16 protein-coding genes are annotated in these 24,531 nt (G+C 51.7%); 8 read left to right on the forward strand and 8 right to left on the reverse strand.

The annotated features are described in order from the left end of the window. Positions 1–48: 48 nt before the first annotated feature. Complete coding sequence (locus AC53GJ_RS17905; RefSeq protein ID WP_496729752.1) at positions 49–1,461, reverse strand: BNR-4 repeat-containing protein; 1,413 nt, start codon at positions 1,459–1,461, stop codon at positions 49–51. A gap of 206 nt (positions 1,462–1,667) precedes the next feature. Between AC53GJ_RS17905 and AC53GJ_RS17910 the strand changes: the two genes are divergently transcribed. From AC53GJ_RS17910 to AC53GJ_RS17935, 6 genes are all read left to right on the forward strand, one after another. After that, the gene (locus AC53GJ_RS17910; protein WP_496729754.1) at positions 1,668–2,126 is read left to right on the forward strand and encodes a DUF4826 family protein; all 459 of its coding nucleotides are present in this window, start codon (positions 1,668–1,670) and stop codon (positions 2,124–2,126) included. Between the two features lie 326 nt (positions 2,127–2,452). Then, complete coding sequence (locus AC53GJ_RS17915; protein ID WP_496729756.1) at positions 2,453–3,034, forward strand: DUF2589 domain-containing protein; 582 nt, start codon at positions 2,453–2,455, stop codon at positions 3,032–3,034. Between the two features lie 54 nt (positions 3,035–3,088). Continuing rightward, positions 3,089–3,760 carry a hypothetical protein gene (locus AC53GJ_RS17920; RefSeq protein ID WP_496729758.1) on the forward strand — a complete coding sequence of 224 codons (672 nt, stop codon included), beginning with the start codon at positions 3,089–3,091 and terminating at the stop codon, positions 3,758–3,760. A gap of 13 nt (positions 3,761–3,773) precedes the next feature. Beyond that, entirely contained in the window at positions 3,774–4,316 is a 543-nt protein-coding gene (locus AC53GJ_RS17925; protein ID WP_496729760.1) for a DUF2589 domain-containing protein, read from the forward strand. A 25-nt stretch (positions 4,317–4,341) separates the two neighbouring features. After that, positions 4,342–4,665 carry a hypothetical protein gene (locus tag AC53GJ_RS17930; protein WP_496729761.1) on the forward strand — a complete coding sequence of 108 codons (324 nt, stop codon included), beginning with the start codon at positions 4,342–4,344 and terminating at the stop codon, positions 4,663–4,665. Next, positions 4,646–5,557 (forward strand): peptidoglycan-binding domain-containing protein, encoded by a 912-nt coding sequence (locus tag AC53GJ_RS17935; protein ID WP_496729762.1) that lies wholly within the window; start codon positions 4,646–4,648, stop codon positions 5,555–5,557. The genes AC53GJ_RS17930 and AC53GJ_RS17935 overlap by 20 nt, the downstream gene beginning before the upstream one ends. On the opposite strand, the gene AC53GJ_RS17940 is transcribed toward AC53GJ_RS17935, so the two are convergent. The 3 genes from AC53GJ_RS17940 to AC53GJ_RS17950 are packed head-to-tail and all read right to left on the reverse strand — an operon-like array spanning position 5,538 to position 7,282. Then, a complete protein-coding gene (locus tag AC53GJ_RS17940; protein WP_496732818.1) occupies positions 5,538–6,497 on the reverse strand; it encodes a LysR family transcriptional regulator in 960 nt (319 codons plus the stop codon). The two genes, AC53GJ_RS17935 and AC53GJ_RS17940, sit on opposite strands and share 20 nt — an antisense overlap. Positions 6,498–6,548: 51 nt before the next feature. After that, positions 6,549–7,040, reverse strand: coding sequence for a DUF2938 domain-containing protein (locus tag AC53GJ_RS17945; protein ID WP_496729764.1), 492 nt, complete (start codon positions 7,038–7,040; stop codon positions 6,549–6,551). Beyond that, on the reverse strand, positions 7,037–7,282 hold the full coding sequence (locus AC53GJ_RS17950; RefSeq protein ID WP_496729766.1) for a DUF2798 domain-containing protein: 246 nt from the start codon (positions 7,280–7,282) through the stop codon (positions 7,037–7,039). The genes AC53GJ_RS17945 and AC53GJ_RS17950 overlap by 4 nt, the downstream gene beginning before the upstream one ends. Positions 7,283–7,505: 223 nt before the next feature. Between AC53GJ_RS17950 and AC53GJ_RS17955 the strand changes: the two genes are divergently transcribed. Continuing rightward, positions 7,506–9,116, forward strand: a complete 1,611-nt coding sequence (locus AC53GJ_RS17955) for a glycoside hydrolase family 32 protein (RefSeq protein ID WP_496729768.1) — start codon at positions 7,506–7,508, stop codon at positions 9,114–9,116. Positions 9,117–9,189: 73 nt separating this feature from the next. Here the strand turns inward: AC53GJ_RS17955 and AC53GJ_RS17960 are convergent, their stop codons facing one another. The 4 genes from AC53GJ_RS17960 to AC53GJ_RS17975 form a co-directional block, all read right to left on the reverse strand. Next, entirely contained in the window at positions 9,190–18,801 is a 9,612-nt protein-coding gene (locus AC53GJ_RS17960; RefSeq protein ID WP_496729770.1) for an Ig-like domain-containing protein, read from the reverse strand. Positions 18,802–18,834: 33 nt separating this feature from the next. After that, complete coding sequence (locus tag AC53GJ_RS17965; protein WP_496729772.1) at positions 18,835–20,118, reverse strand: TIGR03032 family protein; 1,284 nt, start codon at positions 20,116–20,118, stop codon at positions 18,835–18,837. A gap of 90 nt (positions 20,119–20,208) precedes the next feature. After that, positions 20,209–21,156 carry a S8/S53 family peptidase gene (locus tag AC53GJ_RS17970; RefSeq protein ID WP_496729773.1) on the reverse strand — a complete coding sequence of 316 codons (948 nt, stop codon included), beginning with the start codon at positions 21,154–21,156 and terminating at the stop codon, positions 20,209–20,211. Between the two features lie 645 nt (positions 21,157–21,801). Further along, positions 21,802–22,392, reverse strand: a complete 591-nt coding sequence (locus AC53GJ_RS17975; protein ID WP_496729774.1) for a hypothetical protein — start codon at positions 22,390–22,392, stop codon at positions 21,802–21,804. A gap of 472 nt (positions 22,393–22,864) precedes the next feature. Here AC53GJ_RS17975 and AC53GJ_RS17980 point away from each other — a divergent pair, with 472 nt between their 5' ends. Then, positions 22,865–24,490: a methyl-accepting chemotaxis protein gene (locus AC53GJ_RS17980; protein WP_496729775.1), complete on the forward strand. Its 1,626-nt coding sequence runs from the start codon at positions 22,865–22,867 to the stop codon at positions 24,488–24,490. Positions 24,491–24,531 lie beyond the last annotated feature (41 nt).

Genomic DNA, 24,531 nt, shown 5'->3' on the forward strand with positions numbered 1-24,531 from the left:
CCGGGTTGCGACAACGCAAACGGCAGCAGCCATGTCAGGCCAGCTCAATTAACGTTCAATACAGGGTCTGGTACCGATGCTGAGTAAATGAATGGTATTTTCCGACTCAATATCCGGAACCGCCGTTTTACCAACCAGACCGATATATTTAGTCCCATTCAGTATTCTGCGCGCATAGTTGTAATGACCGTGCAGGCTGGTCGAATTACACCCCAGATAAATCGCCCAGTTTGTACCAATATCCCGCATCACCACCAGATTACCGCCGCTATATTGCTCAAATCCAGAGCTGCGGTCCGGCAAAACAGCAAAGGTTTCACCTAAGCGCTGGAACAGGAATCCAACGTTATAGTTGTGATTGGTTGGTCTGAGCACTTGGCGGCTATAAGCTCCAGCCGGAGTAATTTTATAGACCACATGTTCACGGCTGCCCAGCACCGGACTATAGTGGGAGGAATCGACCGCCAGCACAACCACACTGCCATCAGCTTGCACATCCAAATCCTGCAGATAGATAAAAGGTTTGCCAGAGGCAACGGAATTATAGATTTGAGTCGGCGCAGCTTGCGGGTTCACAGGCAAACTGACCACCTGACCCTGAATATTCTTCCATTGGCAGCCACCATCATCACTGTACATATAATACAGATTACTCCTTAAATCCGGGTGCGAAGCGCCATATTCGGTATATTGACTCCCTGGTATGGTTGGATGGTCAAAAGTGACCTCACCGGCACGATGAAAGTTATGCACCACATGCAGTCTGTTATTTTTATAAAGGGATATCGCGTAACCGCCGGCATCAAATAATCTGGCTCCGGCGGCACTGTGACAAGACGGGTTGTAGACGCTTGGATGACGGACCTTTGGCCCATTTAATTCCCCGGCATATTGGGTAAATATCTGCACCTGTTGACCGGCAATTTGCCACGGCTGCAGATAAGCCCTGTTATGACCAGCCCCTAACAGATGACTGGCTGTGGGTAAGGTATAAGGGGTCACCGATTTCCAAATCAGGCCTTGCATACTGGGAGCTGGATCATTGTTACGCGCTGACTGATAGACATAAACATAACCGGCATCATCAATCGATAAAGTCACATTCTGGTGCGGGTCCCGACTGGCCATCTCAGTACGTAATATCTGCACACTGGTCTGAGCCGTACTTCCCCTCAGTACCGCAACCCCAACCTGCATCGTCCCTGCCGGGCCATCCTGCGCAAAGGTATAATACACATCACCATTTCGCTCTATCGCCATCGGGGTATGGTTGGCAGTATAAGTGGCAAAACCACCACTATATTTTGGAATGCCGTTAAACTTTTGTGCCAGCGCATACCAGATCCCTTTGACCGGGGTTGGTGTCTGGTTGAGTATCATTTGAGTATTAGCTGCCATCAGCGTCGTGCTGGTCAGCACAGCCATGGCGGATAAAGTCAGAGACAGAGCAATCTTACGCAAAATAACCTCCTGTAATTCATCAGATAGCACTATGCTACTTAGTCACCCTAACGGATGCACCAGCCAGAAAATAAATAGAAAAAATATAAATTAATAATAAAAAACCAATGATATTAACATTTAATAATATCTTTGCTGCAGCAAACTTGCCTGACGACTCCGCCTGCAGGACAATAGCTAACTGAAACAGACTCTGGACACCCCTTATGATCGACTTTAACGATGCTGGAGACTGGGCCTGGTGTGATAACCAGTTTGCCGCCATTGAATCTTATGTCACCGCACAACAAATCCCGCATGGGGTGATTTGCGACAGCCCGGAATGGTTTACCGCGCCTTATGTTGGCCTTTGGGCAGTGGAAGATCCGGCCGATCCGGGTTTTGTCGGTTATTGGGTCCTGGCGGGTGACAGCACGGGAGTCCAACCACAGCCCGTGCCTTTTGACCATCTGAGCGCCGCCGATTTGACCGAACCACGTGAGGTACTGGCGGCATTTGCCAGTCGCTGGCGCACACTTGCGGCTGCCGCGGCGAAAGGACAACGCTGGCAAGGCAGTCCAGCCGTACCGGGTGAATTGGCGATGGCAGCAAAACAATTGGCGCGCCAAGCACAATTGCTGGCGCTGTGGGCCGCAGATGACGAACTGTGGGATAGTGAGGAATAAACCACAGCAGCCAAACCACCACAGCAGACCGCCCCTGTCTGCGACGCACAACGCCATCCATTCTCTGTCAGATGGACAGAGCAAGCCGGTCAGCGCATGCGCCGGTTTTGTTTTTACTCTCATCAAAAATTTATCAGCTTTTCCCTGCTGCAAATTGCTGGTTGCTTTCTATACTTTGGGCGTCATGTAGCCGGCCAGGCCGGGTGCTGACCTTTGCACGGATCAGGCAGCGCGTGCGCCAGCACGCCGCCAATGCAACTTGCTTCCGGATTGACGTCTGTTGGTAATCGGCTGAAGCAACACTTTGTTCATACGAGGAATCCAACATGAGTTATGCCAACCGCATTTTAGGCAGTATCCCTTATGGCACGTTGATCGGCGCTCCAATGACTGCAGCTGTGCAGGCACAGGCGCTGGCCGCTCAATCTTCAATTGATTTTATCCGCTCGGTCGGTTTTACCGGCAACAGCGATAATGAAGAATTTGGCGACGTGCGGATGGTGGTGTTTAAGTACAAAAGACGCAGTAATGAAAATACGCTGGAAGATGTCACCCTGACAGTACCGATCCTGACCATAGTGCCGATCCCCTATTTACGGATCGACGATATGACCATCGACTTTACCAGTAAAATTACCGAAGAAATGGTCAGGGAACAAAAACGTGATAGCTCAGTGGACACCAATGCTGAACTCACAGTCGGTTATAAAAGCTTTTTGTCGCCGGTGAAGGTCGATTTTAAAGCCTCGGTTTCCACCAAACACTCCTCTTCCTCTGCCAGCAGTAATAGATACAAAACTGAACACACCATCAATATCAATGTCCGGGCAGTGCAGGATGATATTCCGGGTGGTATGGGCCGGATGCTGGAAATTTTTGAATCCGCCATTGAGCAACAATCTGCTTAAGCTGAACGTTAACAACCAGCGGCAGCTTCCGGCTGCCGCCGCATGGAGCCCGTTATGGCCGAATTACAACAAGTGATTAAGACCATTATGCTGGACTTGCTGGACGCCCGGCAACAAGCCCAGCGTCTGAGCCGTGACATTGGCGAGCAACAGTTGAAGGATCCGATCCTGAGTCTGATGCCGGTGCCTGGTATCCGGATTGATGCCATTGATTTAAATCTAAAATTTGTGGTGCAAACTGACGAAAGCGATAACAGTGCCAGCCCGGAATTCAGCAAACAGCGCCAGACCACGATCACGGAACTGAGCAGTAAAACCGCGACGGCTTTGCTCAGCGATCCACAACTGAAAAAGCTGCTGCCGGCAGCACCGCCGGAACTGAGCAAAACGCTCCAGCAACAATTGCGCAGCAGTATTGATGAAAAAACCTTCCGGCTACAAAGCGACACCCTAAGCAAAAGTCTGGCCAGCAGTCTGGCTCCCCACCTGCAAAACAAACTCAACCCCGACAAACTGATCAGCGGTCAGTTAGCTTTGTTAGAAAAGGAGCTGCAGCAACAGGCAGCCAGGCAGTTACCGCCAGCAGGCAGTAAGTTACTGGTCGACAGCACAACACTGAGCAAAGTGAACGCTGATCATATCTCCAGTGTCAGCCTGAAATTATCACTGGATGACTATGAATGGAAATCAATGGATGAACAGGACCGGCTGACGCCAGTGCGCTGATAAAGGAAATTTTATGAGACAAATACATGATTTTTCAGGGATCCTTGCAGCCCATGTCCGGGCACTCATTGAAGCTGAAGCAGAAAGCGCCGCCACTACTGCCGAATTTATCCAGCAGGTTGGTTTTGAACAGGACAGTAAAAATCCGAACCGGCGTCAGGTGCGGATGATGAGTTTTCAGTTGCCAAGGCGCAATAACGAAGGAGGCGTCAGCTTACATCAGATTGAGATCCCGTTGCTGTCACTATTGCCAGTGCCGCTGTTAACCATTGAAAAAGCTGAGCTGAATTTTGATCTGACCATTGAAGATATTATTCAGACCGACAACAGCAAAGATCCGAACTCAGTCGCGCCGAAAAAAAGCCCGCGTTTGCTCACTTCAATTGCCCGTAAAACGCCAGTCAAAGCAGACCAAAGCACGGGGAGCAATAAAAGTAATGTTGATCTGACGGTAAAAATCACCTTAAGCCAGGGCGATTTCCCGCTCGGACTGGAAAAACTATTACAACTGGCCGATTTAAGTAGTCTGGACCAGTTAGTCGATAAAAAAGCCTGATGGCCACAGGCCTGGAGTCGATGTTATGCCTATAGCCCCTGGATTTCCCTGTCCGCAATGTCAGCACCAGATCCCTGTCAGCCTGCCGGATCTGCTGAGCCGTCAGGCTTTACAATGTCCATTCTGCGGTTTGCAACTGCAACTGGTGGCGGAACAAAGCAGCGCGGCGCTGGAACTGGCCAGCACCGCGCTGAACCAAATCCAGCACACCGGGCAGAACTGGCAACAACAACATGCCGCAGTGCTCACCCCGACCCCGACCCGACACAGCCGCCGCGCCAGAACAAGTAGGCGCGGCAATTCAGCAACAAAAACAAGGAGCAATTCAGATGACAACGAGCAGCACTAGCAGCGCCTATCATCCGGCACAGCATCCTACTTTACGCCGTTTTGCCCAGGGTGAAGCCGTCGCGCGTTTACAGCGCCGGTTAGCCGCTCACCTGCCCAACTTGCCTGCCAGCACTTTTGTCGATGCTCAGTTTGGTCCTGAGACTGAAAAGCAGTTGAAAAAATTTCAGCAACAAGCCGGTTTGCAAGTGGATGGCGTGGCCGGCGAACGCAGCTGGCGTGCATTGTTAGCAGCCCCAGGTCAGACCGCGACACCGCAGAGCGCCAGCAACACAGATCGGGCTGTGGCAGCAGCGCAGCCCGGCACTGAACTCAATCAGCTCCAGCGTTGCCTGAAACGGCTTGGCCATCAATATCTGGATGATGGTCAAGCATTTCATCTGAATCTGGTTGGTATTCGCAGTCCGTCAGCCCATATCGACAGCTTTGACGATGAGCTCTGGCTCAGTTACCGCGACGAACAACAACAACCACGATTTCACCGTTTTGCCCTGACCACAGATCCAGGTAAAACCTATACCCAGCAGCAACTGCTTAACCCTGCCGGGGCGGCCATTTTACAACCAGGTCAGTATCTGAATGTGTATCAGATCGGTCGCCATAACAATAAATATCAGGCGCTTTGTCAGTTAGGCGGGGAAGTTCGGGTCTGGCGCGATGCCAATCGCGATGCTGTGCTGGACCGGGGTGGTAAAACCTATCAGGGCTATTTTGGTATTAATATCCACCGCGCCAGCAGTAGTGCTTCGAGTAAAGTCGGCGCTTATTCGGCCGGTTGCCAGGTGCTGCAAAAAGCCAGCGATTTTGACTTGCTGATGGCGCTGGCGAATAAATCCCGTCAACTGCGCGGCAACCATTTTAGTTACACCTTGCTTAATCAGACTGATTTATAGCGGCATCAACCAGTTGTTGCCCGCTCGTCAGTTGGGGTAAGCTTTGGATCAGCAGCTGTAATAAAGGCTCCTGTTGCCGCTCCGGCCGGTAGCCAAAGTGCAACTGCACTTGTTGCAGCGCGGGTCCGAGCAACACTACTTCGCCACTGGCACAGGCCTGTTGCGCTGTGCCTGCATGCAATAAACCAATCCCCACGCCACTGGCGATTAAAGTGCGGGTCACATGCTCCTGATCGACCTGGATCAGTTTGCGTGGCCGAAACTGCTGCTGCTCAAACACTTGTTCGGCGGTATAGCCGCAACAGCTGGTCGGCGCCGGGCAAATCCAGGGCAGAGTCGCCAGTTGCTGCCATTGCGCGCTACTCAGCATTGCGGTAGTCAGCGGCAATTCGATCCCGCTTTGCTGCCAGGCTGCCGGCGCCGCCAGAAAAATACCGAACTGCTGCAACACAATACTCTGTAACTGTGAAGTCGCAGGCAGCGGCAGTGGCGCAAACTCGGTATAAAAACCGGCATCAAGACTGCCATCCGCAATTTGCTCAGCGATTTCCAGCGTAGAGCCATAACGCAATACGATCTCTAGCTCAGGCGCACTATCGCTCAGTTGGCTCAGTAACTGCCCCAACAGCTGCGCGCTGGGACTGCGGTTTGAACCCAGTCGCAACGTCGCGGGCAATTCAGCCTTCAGCCGGCGCGCATCAGCCAATAGCTGCCGCTGTAATTGCAACATCTGTTCGGCTTGCCCCAGCAGTGCCAGTGCTGACGGCGTCAACTGCATGCCCTTAGCATTGCGTTCGAATAACCGCAGCCCCAACTGTTCTTCCAACCCCTTAATATGCGCACTGACCGCCGGCTGACTCAGGTATAACAATGCAGCCGCTTTGGTAATGCTGCCGTGTTTAGCGACGGTGACAAAGGTTTTTAACTGATAAATTTCCATCACAGTCCTCACATTCAACAGGCAAAGGCGGCCGCGTGGCCGCCCCTTTATTTAAGCAAAAGGCCACAACCAGCCGCTGAGGTAGATGCCAACACCAAACATCAGATGATTCGCCAGACTTCTTAGCCTGGCCCGCCACGGACTTGCAGTGTTCGCGGCGGCAATGCCGAGGCCAAAAGCCGGTTGCATCAGCAAAAATGGCAATAACACAGTGCTGCCGCCCAACCACAAGGCTGGGCCGATTTCAGGCTGACGTAACCATTGGCCTTGTTGCCACCATAACAAAGGCAACACAAAACTGATACCTATCAGATAATGCAGCAGCCAACCGAGCACACATTCGGCCTGTTGTGGTGCTGCTTTGCTGATGCTCTGGTGGCAGAACTGACCCTTTGGCATCAGACTGAACCAACGACCGACCAAACAATAATTTGGCGCCGGCACCGCGAACAGCCTTGTGAGCAACCAACTCCAGCAGTCCAGCACTAAAGTTGCACCTATGCCAAGCCACAGTGCCGCCAGTAATAATTCCGTCAAGCTCATGGCTGCTCCGCTGCCGTCGGTTGCTGCATCAATGCATTGGTTAGTCGCCCGACGATCGGATTGAGCAGCACAATCACCACAAAAGCCAGTGGAAAAGCCAGACTCCAGGCTGCCAACCATTGCTGAAAAAACAGCGCAGACCAACCGAGGTTGAAGCTGGTCACTAACGCTGACATCAATAACGACATCAGGCACGACATCAGTAAACTAAACACATAAGGCCGATATTTCATTGCAAACATCTTTTTTCTCCACAGTAGGACAGTCAGAGGTTTTAGTCTGACGCAGTAGTTGCATGGAGGCTAATTGCAAATTTAACGGTCAGCCCTCAGCTTTACTGAGGTCCTGTTCCGGCTGATGGTGCTGCTGGTTGTGATTGGTACTGGTATGAGCAGACTAGCGGCAGTTTGCATTTCAATCTAAAACGATTAAGCTTGAATTTTAACCAGCAGGAGCAACCAAGCTTTGGCCAACTTTAGTCACTTTTGCCGCAATGCCCCGCTCTGCCTGTTATTGATGTGCTACAGCCAGACACTGTCAGCCAACACGCCAGAACCTGAGTTATATCAGGAGCAATACCGGCCCCAACTGCATTTCAGTCCGGCCCGGCAATGGATGAACGATCCCAATGGGCTGGTCTATTTCGATGGCGAATATCATCTGTTTTATCAGTATCACCCCTATAGCAATGTCTGGGGCCCAATGCACTGGGGTCATGCCGTCAGCCGGAATTTATTGCATTGGCAGGAATTCGCACCAGCTTTATACCCGGATCAACTGGGCACCATTTTTTCCGGCAGCATCGTGATTGATCACCACAATAGCAGCGGCCTCGGGCAACAAGGCATCGCACCTATGGTGGCCATTTTTACCTATCATGACCAAATGGCGGCCAACAGCGGCAGTCAGAATTTTCAAAGTCAGGGACTGGCCTATAGCCTGGACCGTGGCCGCAGCTGGCAGAAATACCACGCCAATCCAGTGCTCGCCAATCCGGGCAAGCTGGATTTTCGTGATCCCAAAATCAGCTGGCACGCCGCCAGCAAACGCTGGATCATGACACTCGCAGTGAAAAATCAGCTGAGCTTTTACAGCTCCAGCAATTTATTGCAATGGCAACATCTCAGTGATTTTGGCACTGAACTACAGCTAGGAGGTGTGTGGGAATGCCCGGACCTGTTGCCAATGACGATTGCTGGCAGCAACAACCGCAAATATGTGTTGCTGGCCAGTATCAATCCAGGTGCCCCCAATGGGGGCTCTGGCACTTTTTATCTGGTCGGTCAGTTTGACGGCCAGCAATTTCTGCCGGACCGCCAGCCCAATGGCGAGCTACAACTGCAGTGGCTGGATTATGGCACCGACAATTATGCCGGTGTCACTTTTGCCAATCTGCCGGCCGGACGGTCCGATCCGCTGCTGATTGGCTGGATGAGCAACTGGAACTACGCCACCACAGTGCCAACGCAACGCTGGCGAAGTAGTATGACGCTGCCGCGCCAGCTGCAACTACAGCAAATTGGCAGTAAGGTGTTGCTCACCTCAACCCCGCTGGCAGAATTGCAAAGCCATCAGCAGTTAGTCCAGGAATGGCCAGGCCGCACTTTGGCAGCCGGCGCGGTCTGGCAACAACAATGGCCGTTACAACCCGGTGACAGCAGCAGACTGCAACTGGAATTGCAGCCTGCTACCGCCGGAAAATTCACGCTGCAACTTGGCAATGGTAAGCAGCAACTGCAGTTACGCTTTGACTTGGCCAAGCGGCAACTGATCCTCGATCGTTCGGCAGCGGGCGAAGTCAGTTTCAGTAATACGTTCGCCGCCTTGCAACAAGCGCCGCTTTTTCTGCCAGCGACGGCAGCCAGCCTGAAGTTAGATCTGATCCTGGATCAAAGCTCGCTGGAGCTTTTTATCAACGATGGCAGCACAGTGCTGACCAGTCTGTTTTTCCCAAGCTCAACTTTTCGGCAGTTCAGCCTGCACACAGAACAAGCGCTGAGGATCAAAAGCGGCCAGGTTTACCGGTTGCCCTCGGTGTGGCCAAAGGCTGCAGCAGTGACGCCTTTACAGCCATAGCAGCATCAGCCAGTTCTTCATCCTCAAAACAAAGGCCGCTATAAAGCGGCCTTGCTTGTAACAAGAGTCAGCGTCAGAACTGATAGCGTAACAATAGCTGCCAGTGACTGACAGCGTTCGGCGCTAGGTCCAACTGCTGCACCGCCACCCCCAGTTGCCAGTCGGCTGCTAACTGATAATTCAGCTGCAGACCGTAAAACAGATCTGTGCCTTCGGCTGTGGTTTTTTTCACGCTGTCTCCCATCTGACTGCGGATACTGCTATCCCAGCGCATCAGCCCGACTGGAAGTTCCAGTTGGAAACTGTCGTTTTGCCACAAGGTCCAGCGTGCTGCCAGCGTCCAGCCATCGACCAGCACCGGACTGACCGCTTTGACCAATTCATGGTATTGCGCCGGTGTCAGACTGTCACTTTTGATATTGACGCCGGCTTTACCCAAGTCAAGGTAACCCAGTTCCAGCCCCAGCCGCGGCAGCAACTGATAACCAAGATTCAGGCTGTACGACTGGCTCTTTTTATCAAAATCCAGCAACACCCCGGCTGGTGCCTGCGTTGCCAGCCGGCTTTCGACCACATCGGCCCGGCTCAGCCCAACACCAGCCTGGCCATACCAATCACTAGCTGCCTGGCTGGCTGGTGCCAGCAACACCAAGGCGCTGGCCAGCAGCCGTTGTTTGCGCCGCAACACCACAGCTGCCGCTAATCCCAGTACCAGCCACAGCGTCAGACTGCCGCCGCTCGACTTGTTGCTAATCATCACATCCACATAAGCCTGCACTGTAACTTTGACCTCGGCACTGGCTTCGCCACCCACACCATCCTGTACGGTATAGCGGATGGTATCGACGCCGTTAAAACCACGTTTTGGCGTATACAGCAGCTTTTGGTCAGCACTAATAGTCACAGTGCCTTGCACCGCAGTGGCTGCACTGATAGTCAACCGCTGGCCATCATCGTCTTTATCGTTGGCAAGCACCGCAATGCTGATCGCGGTTTTATCATCCGTCGACGCCGTATCGTTCAACGCCACCGGCGCCGTATTGGCAACCACGCTGATGCTCAGTTCAGCACTGGCAGTACCGCCTTTGCCGTCGGTGACACTGTAAACCAGCACATCAGTGCCGATAAAATCTGCATTGGGCAGATAACTCAGCTGTTGATCCGCCAACACTGTCACCACACCAAAACCGGCCACCGCCTGACTAACCGTCAAGGCATCTCCATCTGCATCACTATCATTGGCTAATACATTCACCACCACAGCAACATCGCCGAAGGTGCTGGCTGCATCGGCCTTCGCGACCGGCAGTTGATTGCCATCCAGTGCCACAGCCACCCCACCCGGGTCGACAATAGCCCCGTTGGCGATACCATCGGCATCATTCGGTCCACCATCCTGCACTGTCACTTGCACACACCAGTGCCCTTCGGTTAAACCGGCACTCCAGCTGGCATCACCCGGCGGTGGACAATAACCACGTTCGCCCTGGCTACTGGCCACCGAGTTACGGCTATTGCTGACAAAATCGACCCAACCCGTCATCTCAGAGAACTTGCGATACACCGCATTGGCCGGCACCGGTAACCGTTGTGGTAACACCAGGCTGTAACTTTGACCCTGCTCTGGCAAGCCATAAGCAATAAAGTCAAAGATCCCGCCGATATTGACGGCAGCCGTATCCGTATTCACCGCGTCTTTACTGATTTGCAGACCCCCGGCATCGGTTGTCGCAGCGATAGTACCCAGACGTAAACAAACGCCCGGATCCCCTTCAGCGACAAACTCGGTTTGACCCAGCAATTCAGTTGGCATCACGTTACATTCACTTAACGCATCCAGATAATCCGGAATACCATCATTATCGCTATCAGCAAAACCTTCCTGTTCGTCCGGGATTAAATCACCATCGGAATCGGCAGTTGTGAGTGTCGGTAAGGCCGGCCGGATCACCACAAAGACCCGGTTGCTGGCCGAAAGTGTGGGCGTGCCATTGTCAGTGGCGGTATAGCTGATTTCATACAAGCCTGGCGCTTGTTCAGCCGGATCAAACCGCAGTTCGCTGGTCGTGCTGGTGACATTGGTCAGTTTTTCAACACGCCACTCACCGCTGACTTGATCATTGCTATTAGCATCCGTCACAGTGGCATTGATCGTAACTTCACCCGCATCCTGACTCACCGTCAGCCGGTTTTCGCCTTGTTGCTGCACAGCCAACGCCACCACAGGCGCAATATTGCTATCACTAATCACAATCCGGCTACTGCGCTGACTACCACGGTTGAGGCTATCATCCAGCGTCACCATGATATCTTCATTGCCTTCAACCTGACTGTCTTCCAGCACAGTAAAGCGCAGTTGCGTACTGGTACCGCTGCTAATTTCAGCCACACCAGCCACCAGGGTATGGTCGTTGCCATCGGCACTGCCCGTGACGGTATAAGGCACCTGCACCGGATACACTGGCGCCGGTCCATTGAGGATAATATCGACCACCACCTCATTGCCTTCGCTGACCAGCTGATCTTTGCTCAGCGACACCAGCGGACTGACATTCACTTTCTGCGCTTTGGTGGCGGTATTGCCCGCCGCATCCGTCGCTTGCCAGTACACCAGATGGGCGCCTGGCGCAAAGAACAAGCTACCATTGATCAAGCTCACCCGCAGCCGCCGGCCGTTACTATCCACAGCAGTGGCTGTGCCTAGCGGCACCCGGGTAAACAAGGCCGTGGCATTGGTGTTGATATCCGCTGGCACTGTGATCACCGGCAAGTTGTTCGCATCGCCACCTGTAATAATCAGACTGACCTCAGCCTTGGCCCGGCCGCCCTTCCCATCAATCAGGGTATAACTCAGGCTGACTGGTCCAACGTACAACTCAGGCACGGTCAAGGTTAAGCCCTGAGCATTCAATACCACAGTGCCAACACTGCTGGAGGCGCCGTCAATCGTCAGCGTATCGCCATCCACATCCGAGTCATTCGCCAGCACATTGAGTCCATACTGATGATTGGCGCTACGTGCCAAGGTATAGCTGTCATTGACTGCCACTGGCGCATCATTGACTGGCGTCACCTGGAAGCTGATGCTGGCAGGTTCAGACGCGGCGACCGCATCCTTCGCCACATAGCTCAGGCTATCGGTGCCTTGGTAATCTGCCGCAGGTGTGTACACCAGGGTATTGCCTGACAGTGTGGCCGTGCCATGTTCAGGCTGACTGACAATGTCAAAACTCAGTACATCGGCATCCTGATCTTCCCCGATGAGCGTCAAGGTCACCGAACTATCTTCTGCCAGCGTCACTTCCCTGCCAGTCACCACCGGCACATCGTTGACGTTGTTGACAGTAAGAGTAAAGGCGGGCAGTGCCGCCGAGAATTCGCCATCACTGACACTGATCACAATACCTGTGGTGACACCGACATCAGCGTTCGCCGGAGTACCGGTTAAGGCCCCGGTGGCAGCATTGAACGTTGCCCAGCCTGGTTTATTGACAATACTAAAAGTTAGCGTTGTGCCGGTATCTGCATCTGTCGCGGTTGGCGTGAAGCTATACAGACTATCTTCCTGCACTGAGGTCTGTGCAGTCCCGCTAATGTCCGGGCTGACATTGTAACGTTTCAGCACAGTGGCAGTGGCCGCAGCGCCGGTATTGCCAACGCTATCCATCAGAGTCACATTCAGCTGCAAGGTGCCTTCAGCCAGCGCACTGACATTGATACCACCCACCTGCTGATTGGCAGCAGTAATCAGTGCAGTCCCGGTCACAGTGTTGCTGCCATCAGAAATCACATAGTTGTAGCTTGCACCCACTTCAGCACCAGCGAAGACAAAACTCAGTGCATTGTGGTTGCTGGCATCAATCCGGTTTTGCTGAATTGCCACGCTATAACCAGACGGTGGTAATAAATCAATTGTCAGTTCATTGCTGGATACATCAGTACCGACATTGCCTTGGGTATCGGTCGCGCTGACCGCCACCTCGTAGACACCATGCGCCAGCGCTGCCAGTTGATTATCCGCCAGGGTCCAGCCACCATTGCCGTTATTGACCGGCACATAGCTATTGCCGCCTACGACCAGGCTTAACACCGCGGTCGTGTCATCGACAGTCCCTGTCAGCGCTGGCGTCGAGTCGGCAGTTGCCAGCGTACTGACGGTCACCACAGGCGCCACAGCATCCTGAGTGATAGTAGCGACATCCACAGCCCCAGAGACGTTTCCTGCTTTGTCTTTGACAATTATCACAAAGTTATTCTCAGCATCCTGCGTTAATGCTGCACTTAGCGACCAACTACCGCTTGTTTCTGCACCAACGAGCCCAGTTGCCAACACCGTATTGTTATCCGGCACTCCGTTATTGTCGGCATCCGCGAACAACTCGACACTAACCCCATCTTCGGCATGACTACCGCTGATTAATTGCGTGCTGGTATTCACTGCAATGGCGCTCACCGGCGTGGTGATCACCGCAACCGCAGGCGCAATAGAGTCTTCAGTAATGGTCGGCACATCCACAGCCGGTGACAAATTACCCGCGGCATCTTCTGCCACCACCACAAAGTTGTGGGCGGAATCAGCCGTTAATGGCTGCAACAGCGTCCAGTTGCCATCTGCATCCACCACTACAGTTGCCAGCTCAGTGCCATCGGCACTGCCATCATTGCCTGTGTCATTGTATAAATGAATTTTCAGGCCAATTTCAGCATGGGTACCGCTAATTTGATAATTCGGCGCGTTGACAAACAACGCTTGCGCCGGATCTGTCACCACCGCCAGCACCGGCGCTGTGGTATCTACCTGAGCCGCACTGTTCTGAACGCCACTGAAGTTCAGGTTGGCGGCATTGTTGCCGGTATCTTTGATGCTGGCACCGTTTTGCAGTGACAAGCCATTGCTGGCAACAGCGACCCCAGTGCTGCTGGTATTTTCACCCGGCTGCACTGTATAGCTAAAGGTTAACACGCCGGCGTTATTGCCGGTCAGCACTGCCTGACGGCTGACGCCACCAATCTCAATGCTCAGACTGTAATCTGCGTTCGTCCCCGATAACACCAGGTTTTCACTAAAGGTCAGGCTAAAGCTGATGCTGCTGCCGGCTTTATAATCCCCGTCAACAATGCTCAGCGTATTAAGCTGCGGAATTTCGGCATCTTTTGCCACCGTGGCTATCGCCACCGGATTGTTACTGTTACCGGCGGCATCGGTCAGCAACAGACTGGCCGTTAACTGCCCATCGTTTAAGCCGCTGACATTCAGACCACTGATTTGTTGATTGGCAGCGGATACCACAAAAGAATCCTGCACCGGACTGCCGCCATTGTTACTGCTGATGCTGTATTCGGCCGTGGCGCCCACTTCAGCACCACTGAGGCTGAAACTAACCGCCGCCTGATTGGCATCTGTCACTGAAGCTTGATCAAAGGCAAAACCACCAAGCGCTGGTGCCGTGATATCAATCACCACCGCCAGTGGTGCTGAGTCGACACTCTGGTTGCCAGCGATATCTGTGGCTATCGCCACCAGGTTGTGATTTCCAGCCGTTAAGCCAGTCACAGCCAAGCTGTAAGCACCATTATTATCCGCCGCGACTGAGGTTAAGCCGCCATCCAGACTTGAACGGATCCTGACACTGGCACCGTTTTCTACCGCACCTGAGCCACCTTGCAGGCTGATATTCTGCAATTTAGTCAGATTATCAGTCGTGCTGCTACCGCTATCTGAGGCTTCGGCTAAATCCGGTGCTGCGGGTTGAGACGGCGCTGTGGTATCAATGGTGATAGCTAAGGCCCCTGATGGCGCCAGTGCTGGGTTACCGGCCGAGTCTGTCGCCGTTGCCGTGATGGCATAACTGCCATCCACCAAGGCTGAACCACCAGCGATAGTCAAACTCCATACACCGCTGCCATTGGCCTGCACTGTGCCCAGACTGGTCGCGCCAGCAAACACTTCTACCGTGCTGTTTGCTTCCGCTGTACCACTGAAGGTCGGTGTAGTGACGTTGGTGATGTTATCGCTATTGCTGGAACCACTGTCAGCCGCAGCAACTAAATCTGGCTGTGCAGGTGCCGCTGGCGCTTCCGTATCGACCGCATAGTTATTGGAGGTGGTGCTGCCAGTGCCGCTATTACCAGACGTATCTGCTAGGCCGCTATTGTCTAATGTCAGCACATTACTGGCAGCCGTGGCGCTGGCCACTGGCGTCAGGGTGGCAGTCCAGGTGATGCCACCATCACTGCTGCTCAGGGCGGATAAACTGCCATTGTCGACACTCACATCCGCGACAGTAAAACCAGTCACAGCTTCACTGAAACTGAAGGTCACTGTCGTCGTTTCGCCGATACGCAGCGCTGTATCCGCCACCACTATGGTCGCTGTCGGTCTGGCCGTATCAATACTGTAATTATTGGAGTCTGTTGTCCCTGTACCCGCATTACCAGCCAAATCTGCCACGCCGCTATTATTTAGCGTAATCAGATTGCTGGTATCGGTCATATCGGCTGTTGGCGTAAAAGTCGCTGTCCAGCTGATGCCACCATCACCACTGCTGACGGCAGTTAAAGTGCCATTGGCTATCGTCAGATCGGCATTGGTAAAACCGGTCACTGCTTCACTGAAATTAAAGGTCACCAGCGAGGTTTCGCCTGCAGTCAATGAAATCTCAGCCACCACTATTGAGGCGGTTGGCCGGACAGAATCTATCGCATAGTTATGCGAATCCGTGGTACCAGTACCAGCATTACCTGCTGCATCCGTCACCCCCGTGTTATCCAGGGTAATCACATTGCTGGCATCAGTGATATTGGCGTTTGGCGTCAAGGTCGCGGTCCAGGTGATACCACCGTTGCTGCTACTGACTGCGCTTAAAGTACCGTTTGCTATCGTGAGATCCGCATTGGTAAAACCTGTCACTGCTTCGCTGAAAGTAAAGGTTACCGCAGAGGTTTCACCGATAGCTAAAGAACGATCAGCCAGCACTATGCTGGCTGTTGGCCTTGCTGTCTCTATGCTGTAATTGGCAGAGTTGCTAGAACCTACACCGGCGACGCCGGAAACCACGCCAATGACGCCTGTATTGTCGACACTGAGCAAATTCGTCGCTGCTTCAACATTGACAGCGGGTGTAAAGGTCGCAGTCCAGGTCAAACCACCATCGTTACTGCTCAGGCCGCTTAAACTGCCATTTGCCACACTGATATCATCACTGGTAAAGCCAGTAACGGCCTCCGTAAATGTCACAGTCACTAATGAGGTTTCGCCAGCCACTAAAGCCGTATCGCTTAGGGTGACACTGGCCACTGGCCCTTGTGTCTGCACATTAAACAGATTTGATAACACCAGCCCCGAACCGGCATTGCCGGCTAAATCTCTGATAGCTCCGGCATTAAATCCCATCTGGTTGCCGTTACTGAGGGTATTGCCCGGCGGTGTCAACAAACCAGTCCAGGTTTTTCCGCCATCGGCTGAACTTAGCGTGCCGAGGGAGCCGATGCTCAAACTCATACTAGCACTACTGAAATTAGTCACTTCTTCGCTAAACGTAATCGTCACTAACGAGGTTTCACCAGCAGTAAGCGTGGTATCGGCGATCACTATAGTCGCCGTTGGCCGGACTAAATCTATGACAAAATTGCTCGAATTAGTGGTGCCAGTACCGGCATTCCCTGCTACATCCGTCACACCCGTGTTATCCAGGGTAATCAGGTTGGTGGTGTCCGTCGTACTGGCGGTTGGCGTAAATGTCGCTGTCCAAGTGATGCCGTTACTACTGCTGACACTACTCAAAGTACCGTTGTCTATCGTGAGATCCGCATTGCTAAAACCTGTCACAGCTTCGCTGAAGGTAAAAGTCACCGCAGTGGTTTCACCTATCGTCAGAGAATTATCTGCCAGCACTATGCTGGCTGTTGGCCTTGCTGTCTCTATGCTGTAATTGGCAGAGTTGCTTGCACCCACACCAGCGATGCCGGAAACCACACCAATGACGCCTGTATTGTCGACACTGAGCAAATTCGTCGCTACTTCAACATTGACAGTGGGTGTAAAGGTCGCAGTCCAGGTCAAACCACCATCGTTACTGCTCAGCCCGCTTAAACTGCCATTTGCCACACTGATATCATCACTGGTAAAACCGGTAACGGCTTCTGTAAATGTCACAGTCACTAATGAGGTTTCGCCAGCCAATAAAGCCGTATCGCTTAGGGTGACACTGGCCGCTGGTCCTTGTGTCTGCACATTAAACAGATTTGATAACACCAGCCCCGAACCGGCATTGCCGGCTAAATCTCTGATAGCTCCAGCATTAAACCCCATCTGGTTGCCGTTACTGAGGGTATTGCCCGGCGGTGTCAGCAAACCAGTCCAGGTTTTTCCACCATCGGCTGAACTTAGCGTGCCGAGGGAGCCGATGCTCAAACTCATACTAGCACTGCTGAAATTAGTCACTTCTTCGCTAAACGTAATCGTCACTAACGAGGTTTCACCAGCAGTAAGCGTGGTATCGGCGATCACTATAGTCGCCGTTGGCCGAACTAAATCTATGACAAAGTTGCTCGAATTAGTGGTGCCAGTACCGGCATTACCTGCTACATCCGTCACACCCGTGTTATCCAGGGTAATCAGGTTGGTGGTGTCAGTCGTACTGGCGGTTGGCCTAAATGTCGCTGTCCAGCTGATGCCGTTACTACTGCTGACACTACTCAAAGTACCGTTGTCTGTCGTCAAATCCGCATTGGTAAAACCTGTCACTGCTTCGCTGAAGGTAAAAGTCACCGCAGTGGTTTCACCTATAGTCAGAGAATTATCTGCCAGCACTATGGTGGCTGTAGGACGCACTGTATCTATGGTGTAATTGTTCGAGTCTGTAGTGCCGACACCAGGATTACCAGCCAGATCGGCAACACCGGCTTTATTCAGCGTAATAAAATTGCTGGTATCAGTCATATCGACGGTTGGCGTCAAAGTTGCCGTCCAGGTGGTGCCACCATCCACGCTGCTGACGTTGCTTAATGTACCATTGGCTATGGTCAGATCGGCATTAGTAAAACCAGTGACAGTTTCACTAAAAGTGAAAGTCACCAGCGAGGTTTCGCCAATCCGTAGCGCGGTATCCGCCACGACTATCGTAACAGTTGGCGGATTGGTGTCGCCCCCTCCGCCACCTCCTAAGCATTGATTATATAAAGCCTCGCACTCAGCAAAGGTATTCCCCTCGACAACTTTAGTTCTATAGTTCAAACCACAAGGAGTCCCACTCGGATGAAGAGTGAGATAAGAAGCCGAGTCGCTAGCATTGGGGCAACTTACGTAACTCGCATTTGGAGGAAAGTCGCTTGAGAACTCTTTTCTAAAACTTAATCTGTCACCGGAGCCCGAAGCCTGCTTCAATTGCCCAACTTTAAATAAGCCCTGTGCTTTTAGTTGCGCCAACAGCTCAGTGGCTGGCTCTACCACCTGTTGCTGCTCTGCCTGCTGCGGCTGACCAAAAGCGGCAAAAGGATTGCTTTGTTGCTCAGTGCTGCGGCTCTGGCTGGACGCCTGAGGCGCTGCTATCACTGTGCGTTTTTGCATAGCGCGGGACACTGAACTGCTGCGCACTGAAGCCTGCACAGGTTGCGCCAACAGTAAGGCTGGCCACAAGGCTTTAAGACCTGCTTTGAGGGCTAAGGTATGGGGTTTGGACTTCATGGGTACATCCTTGGATTAATCACTGTCTGTGTTTCATTCTGTTGCGGCCAGAGGCGGAAAACAGAAGTGGTTGCGCATGCGGGGGTGTTCAGGCTCAATCAGCTCCGGAAAACTGCAATTGGGCAATACCGCCACATCATAAATCTGGTCCACATTTCCGGTGAACTTAAGATTGGCGATGGTTTCGGAGCTGTCAAGGTCAAATAACCAGATACCGGAATAAGTTTCGGTATATTTTTCAGCCAAAGGAGCGGGGACTGTCACATCGCTTTGCCGCACCTTTGACAAACCTAATATTAAAATGGGGCCATAAAAGTCCATGCCCCTGGTAAAACCTGGCACTTCAGCCAACACTGTATTCTGGCCTGTCGCTGGATCATAACAACACAACTGGCCTTCACCTGAGTTACAGTAATACACTTTGCCGCGGTAATAACGCGGCGAATGTGGCATGGCCAGGCCCCGCAGCAAAATTTTGTTTTGCTGCACATCTATTAAAGTGCCGTCTAATTTATTGCCTTTGCGCCATAAATCAAGTTTGTTGAAAGTAGAAAAGGTTGTGACATAAGCAGGTTTGCCGTCTTTTAATGTCATGCCATTTAAATGGCAGCGATCTTCTGGCACTAACTCAGAAATAAAATAGGGCTTCCAGCGTGGAATAAAACTGGCATCAGGGCTTAAAGTGCATAAACAGGAAAAACTGGCGTTCACAGCCCACAAGCCTTCTGTTCCCCAATCGATGTCATGAATATTGATCATGCCCGTGTAATGCGCGCTGCGGGCTATAAAGCAGCTATCTACCCGTTCATCTAAGGGTGCCATCAACTGCTCGTCAAACGCTGCAAGTTGTTGTTGCTGCACTTTCATTTGCGCTTGTTGCTCGGCACTGAGTTGTTGTTCTTCCACACCTTCCGCCAGCTCAGGGGCAACTGCTTTGGGTTCTGCTGCAGCAGGCGTTTTCGGTTTTATTCGGGGGGCGGTAATATCTTGCTCTATCGGCACTAACGGCTGTTTAATTTGCTGCAGCAAACCATCTTCGCGCTGAAATTTAATCACCTGGGTAAAGGTGCCCAGTGTCAGGCTGTTCTCTGTAACACTCAAGCCCATAGGGCGAGGAAAGCTTTTGTAGTTTATATCCAACCGCTCGCCATCACTGCGAACCAGCATTAAACGGCCTGCCTGATAAGAGGTAAAGGCCAAAGCTATGTTCAGTTGCTTGAGTAAAGCAGGCAAATTAGCACTGTATTCAGCGTTGTAATCCATCACCTGATACAGGTCCTGAGGCTGGTCCTTGGTTGCGTTTTCATTTTCAAGCATGACGACATTCCATTATTCAGGAAAACATGAGGATTTTTTTTTCATAATCCCACAATTTTAGTTATGCCGTATACAGTTAGCGCTTTTAATTCATCGCGATAGTTCCCGCAGTTTTTTCTGTAAAGTGATTAAATCCGGTTTTTGATTCTGCTTAAGCAAACCTAACAACTGACCACTGACATAGGCAGCAGCAGCCGAAGTGCCATTAAATCTCTGTCCCACTTGTGTTGGAAAGTGCAACTGATGTGTTCCTGGAGCCATTAAGTCGACGCATGGTCCATAGTTAGAAGCGACCATTAAACGTTGTGCAGAATCCAATGCGGCCACAATAATTGCGGCAGGCAGTTGGCTAAATGCATTATCTTTACATGCATCCAGCCGATTATTGCCTGCAGCAAACACCAAATAAGGTTGCTCTTGTTCAGACCAGTCGTGTAGCAAATCAAATAAAGGTTCAGGTAAAAAAGCCAATATCCAACTGCTGTTGACTAGATCCGCTTGCATCATTCGGGCGACAGCAAAAGCCAATACGATATCCGAAGTCCAGCTTGATACCTGCCGAATGCTGATAAGCTCAATAGGCTGCTGTGCCTTTGGGTCTAAGCCACCAGACTGCGCCACTAAGCTCAGTACTTTGTCGCCATGTTTATCTTGTGCTGTTTTAGGGCTGGCGTCGGCAAGTTTTAGGTCTGCGTCATACTGCACAAGTTGGCGAAAACCACTCTGGTCCACGACATGCGGTGAAAAACCATCATCGATCACTGCGAATCTGATTGGGCGTTGCGGTTTTTGCGCTGTCTCTGGGGTGAGCGTCTGGTATTCTGACAGGTCTGACGCCAACTCGGCTTTTTGCCGCTGTTGCTGCAGATCTGGCTGAGCATAGAGCACGCCTTTTTGCTGCTGCAATAACAATAGCAAGGCCGGTAATTCGTGCTCCGAAGTCAGATGCACCAACCACAATACTGTGTTATCCAGCACCGCCAGTTGCTGTACCTGCTGTATCGCAGGGTGCAAACCTTGAATCGATGCAGCAGTCATCACTGGTTCAGTTTTCAGGATCAGTCTGTTCGTGAGTTCGATCGCAAGTCGCTGTCCTTGATGACTAAAGCTATAGCCTTGTGCTGCCGGCTGAAGCAGTAAGTTCTGCCCAAAATGCAAAAACTGAATCGGGTCTTTCGCTGTCGCAGTAAAAGACAGCAACAAAAAGAGCCAACCTGACTGAATAAGCCTTTTGACTGCGGAAATGAAACAATTTTCACTATCAGCCAGTTTCCGGTCATAAATCATCAATTATCTATATCCAGAAGCTGACGACAGCTAAAAATACCCATATGCCTCAGACGTTAATCTGCCTGACAAAGCCAATACTTTTACATACCGGCTTTCAATTTTGGCTTCTTTTTCATCCTAAACCTGAATAGCCATTTAAACATAAACAAAAGTTCAGCACAAAAATAGTCGCCTGATATTACAAAATTCAGCAAGCCGCCGATTTTGGGGGTTGCAAAGACTTATGGTGTAGGGCGACTGTGGCTTAGCATGGTTATTTATACTCAATGCGGGCGATATTTTGGGCTGTATTTAGCGACAGCGCTGAACACACACACCGCATTGAGTTTTTTCAAGCAAGGCTCTATTCGTTCACACAGAGCTGTGATTGCCCACCCTATCTGGACAAGCGCTTTAGCGCCGGCGCAACAACAACAGCATAGCGGGTAACCATAACCAAAAAACTGCCGGTGCCGGCACTGTCGAAGCCGGTCGCCAGACCGCCCAGGTGAATGCCGGAAATTGATTTAACTGCAGCGCTGGGGCTAAAAATGTCTGGTCCAGAATTTCATCGTCAAAACTATCCACCACATAGTTAATAAAAGAATGCGCCACCACTGTATTGCCGTTTAGATACATCGGCGTCAGTACCGAACATTCGGTGACATCGCTGCAGCCTTCAGTCAATTCAGGAAAACTGTCAAAGCGGCCCAGCGCCGGTATATCCCGAAATACCTGTTCCATCAGCGCAGTGCTGGCCAGCCGGTTTTTATTCAGATCATTGCCAAAGATAAAATCTGACGCCTCGTCACAACCTGCAAACAACAACTGACAGGTTCCATCCAGAAATTCGACGTCATAACTGAGTCCATCCACCACCACCCCTTTGGCGGCAGTGAGCTTTTGACTGGCGGCATCAATCACCAGGATCGGGCCTGCCAGTAACGGTGCCGAAAACAGCAGACTCACGAGCATGGTGAGTACAACACGGGTTATATCCTTCATTAGGTATTTCTCCATTATTCAGTTGCAGCGACCTATTCGCTGAAACCGGCACAAAGCAAAGATGACGCCAAAATTTAGCTGCGCAAAAACAACTGACGATTCAATCTGATAGCCAGATTGCTGTGCTACAGTCAAAGCAGGGTGTAAAAATTACCGACGTTTTAATACTTGGACTAGAGCAGCGTAGCTGCGCTTGCCTTCTTACCTGCCATCCACCTGGCCTGCATCATTCAGATTGGCAGATTTGCTGCCTGACCGCGAGCCTGCGCGCCCACGTCTGAGCTGCTGAAAAATTAGTCTCATTTGTTGCAAGTGTCTCATTTGTCCTATATAGTCAGCAACAGAATCGGTGCATTGTCAGTCCGGGTCATCGCGCCCAACAGTGCATCTGCTCTATACAGCAAGATGGCAAGCCCTGGCATTGCGCCAGCCTTGACAGATTAAAGTTCGGTGATCATCAGAGTGCACTGTTATGAAACTACAGAATATCAAGATCGGACCCCGTTTAATCACAGGTTTTGCTTTTGTCGGTTTGCTGCTGCTGCTGCAAAGCTTATTTGCACTGTCGACCATGTCGGGCATGCATAAAATCAGTGTCAGCATAGAAAAAAACACAATTCCCAGCCTGGAAAATCTCGCCGAACTGAATCTGAATGTGATGAATTTAAGAGGCTTGACGCTGCGTATCCTGATTACTGAAACTGCCGCCGATGCACAGTCCATTCGCGATGACTTAGCCAACATAGAACAGAGTGTGGCGCGCATTCGCCAGCAGTATGAACCGCTGATTTCCATCCAGGGTGAACAGGCGCTCTACCAGGATTTCAGCAACAGCTATTTGCACTACAACACATTAAAAAGCCAATTACTGCAGTTAGTGGCACAACAACAACTGCCTGCTGCCAAACATCTGGCGAACACCGAACTGGCGAACACTGCCAACAACATGGCCAAAGCCTTGATTGCGCTGACGGCACTGAATAAAACCTTTGCCACCGAGCAGGCGAGCCAGTCCGAACAACATTACCAGCAAGGCTGGGCTGCAGTGGTTGCAGTGGTACTGGTCAGTTTGCTGGCTGCAGCCATAGCGGCATTTATGATCAGCCGCAGCATCACCAGACCGGTACAGCAGGCGCTGCAACTGGCCAATAGCATTGCTGGTGGTGATTTAACCCGACGTATTGAAGTCACAGGCCGAGACGAGGTGGCGGCACTTGCCACCGCCCTTGGCAGCATGCAACAACAACTGCATGACACCATTGCATTAATTGCCAATTCATCAACCCAACTGGCTTCTGCCGCAGAAGAACTGAATTCTGTCACCGAAGATGCCGCCCGCGGCATCCAGCAACAAAATGATGAAATCCAGCAAGCTGCTACTGCCATCACACAAATGAGCAGTGCAGTAGATGAAGTCGCCAAAACAGCGCTGGCGACTTCCGAAGCCTCAGGTGCTTCAGCGCAAAGCACTCAGCTTGGCAAACAACAAGTGGTGCAAACCGTCGCCGCCATCGCCGAAATTGATCGCGATGTGCAAACCAGTGCTGAACTGGTCGGCGAACTGGCACTGCAATCACAGGACATTGGCAAGGTGCTGGATGTGATCCGGGCTATTGCCGAACAAACCAATTTATTGGCACTGAATGCCGCCATTGAAGCAGCCAGAGCTGGTGATGCCGGCCGTGGTTTTGCGGTGGTCGCCGATGAAGTCAGGGCACTGGCCCATCGTACCCAACTATCGACCAAAGAAATTGAAACTATGGTCGCGAAAATCCGCCAGGGCACCAGTGCAGCAGTAACGTCGATGCAGCACAGCAAAGAAAAATCGCTGCAGGCGCTGCAGCAGGCCCATCTAGCCGGTACTGCACTGGAAACCATAGCGCAGGAAATAAGCCGCATCAGCGATAGCAATCATATCGTCGCCAGTGCAGCGGAACAACAATCCAAGGTCTCACGCGAAATTGACCGTAATATCGTCAACATCAGCGATTTAGCCACTCAAACTGCGGCCGGAGCCAGCCAGACCAGCGCTGCAGCGCATTCACTGTCGAAGCTGGCGGTTGATCTAAATACGCTGGTGGTTCGTTTCATCGTGTAACATAGCGCTAATGTAGTAAATAATAAAACAAAAAGGCATCT

The sequence above is a fragment of the Rheinheimera sp. B2H12 genome (genome assembly GCF_059620065.1).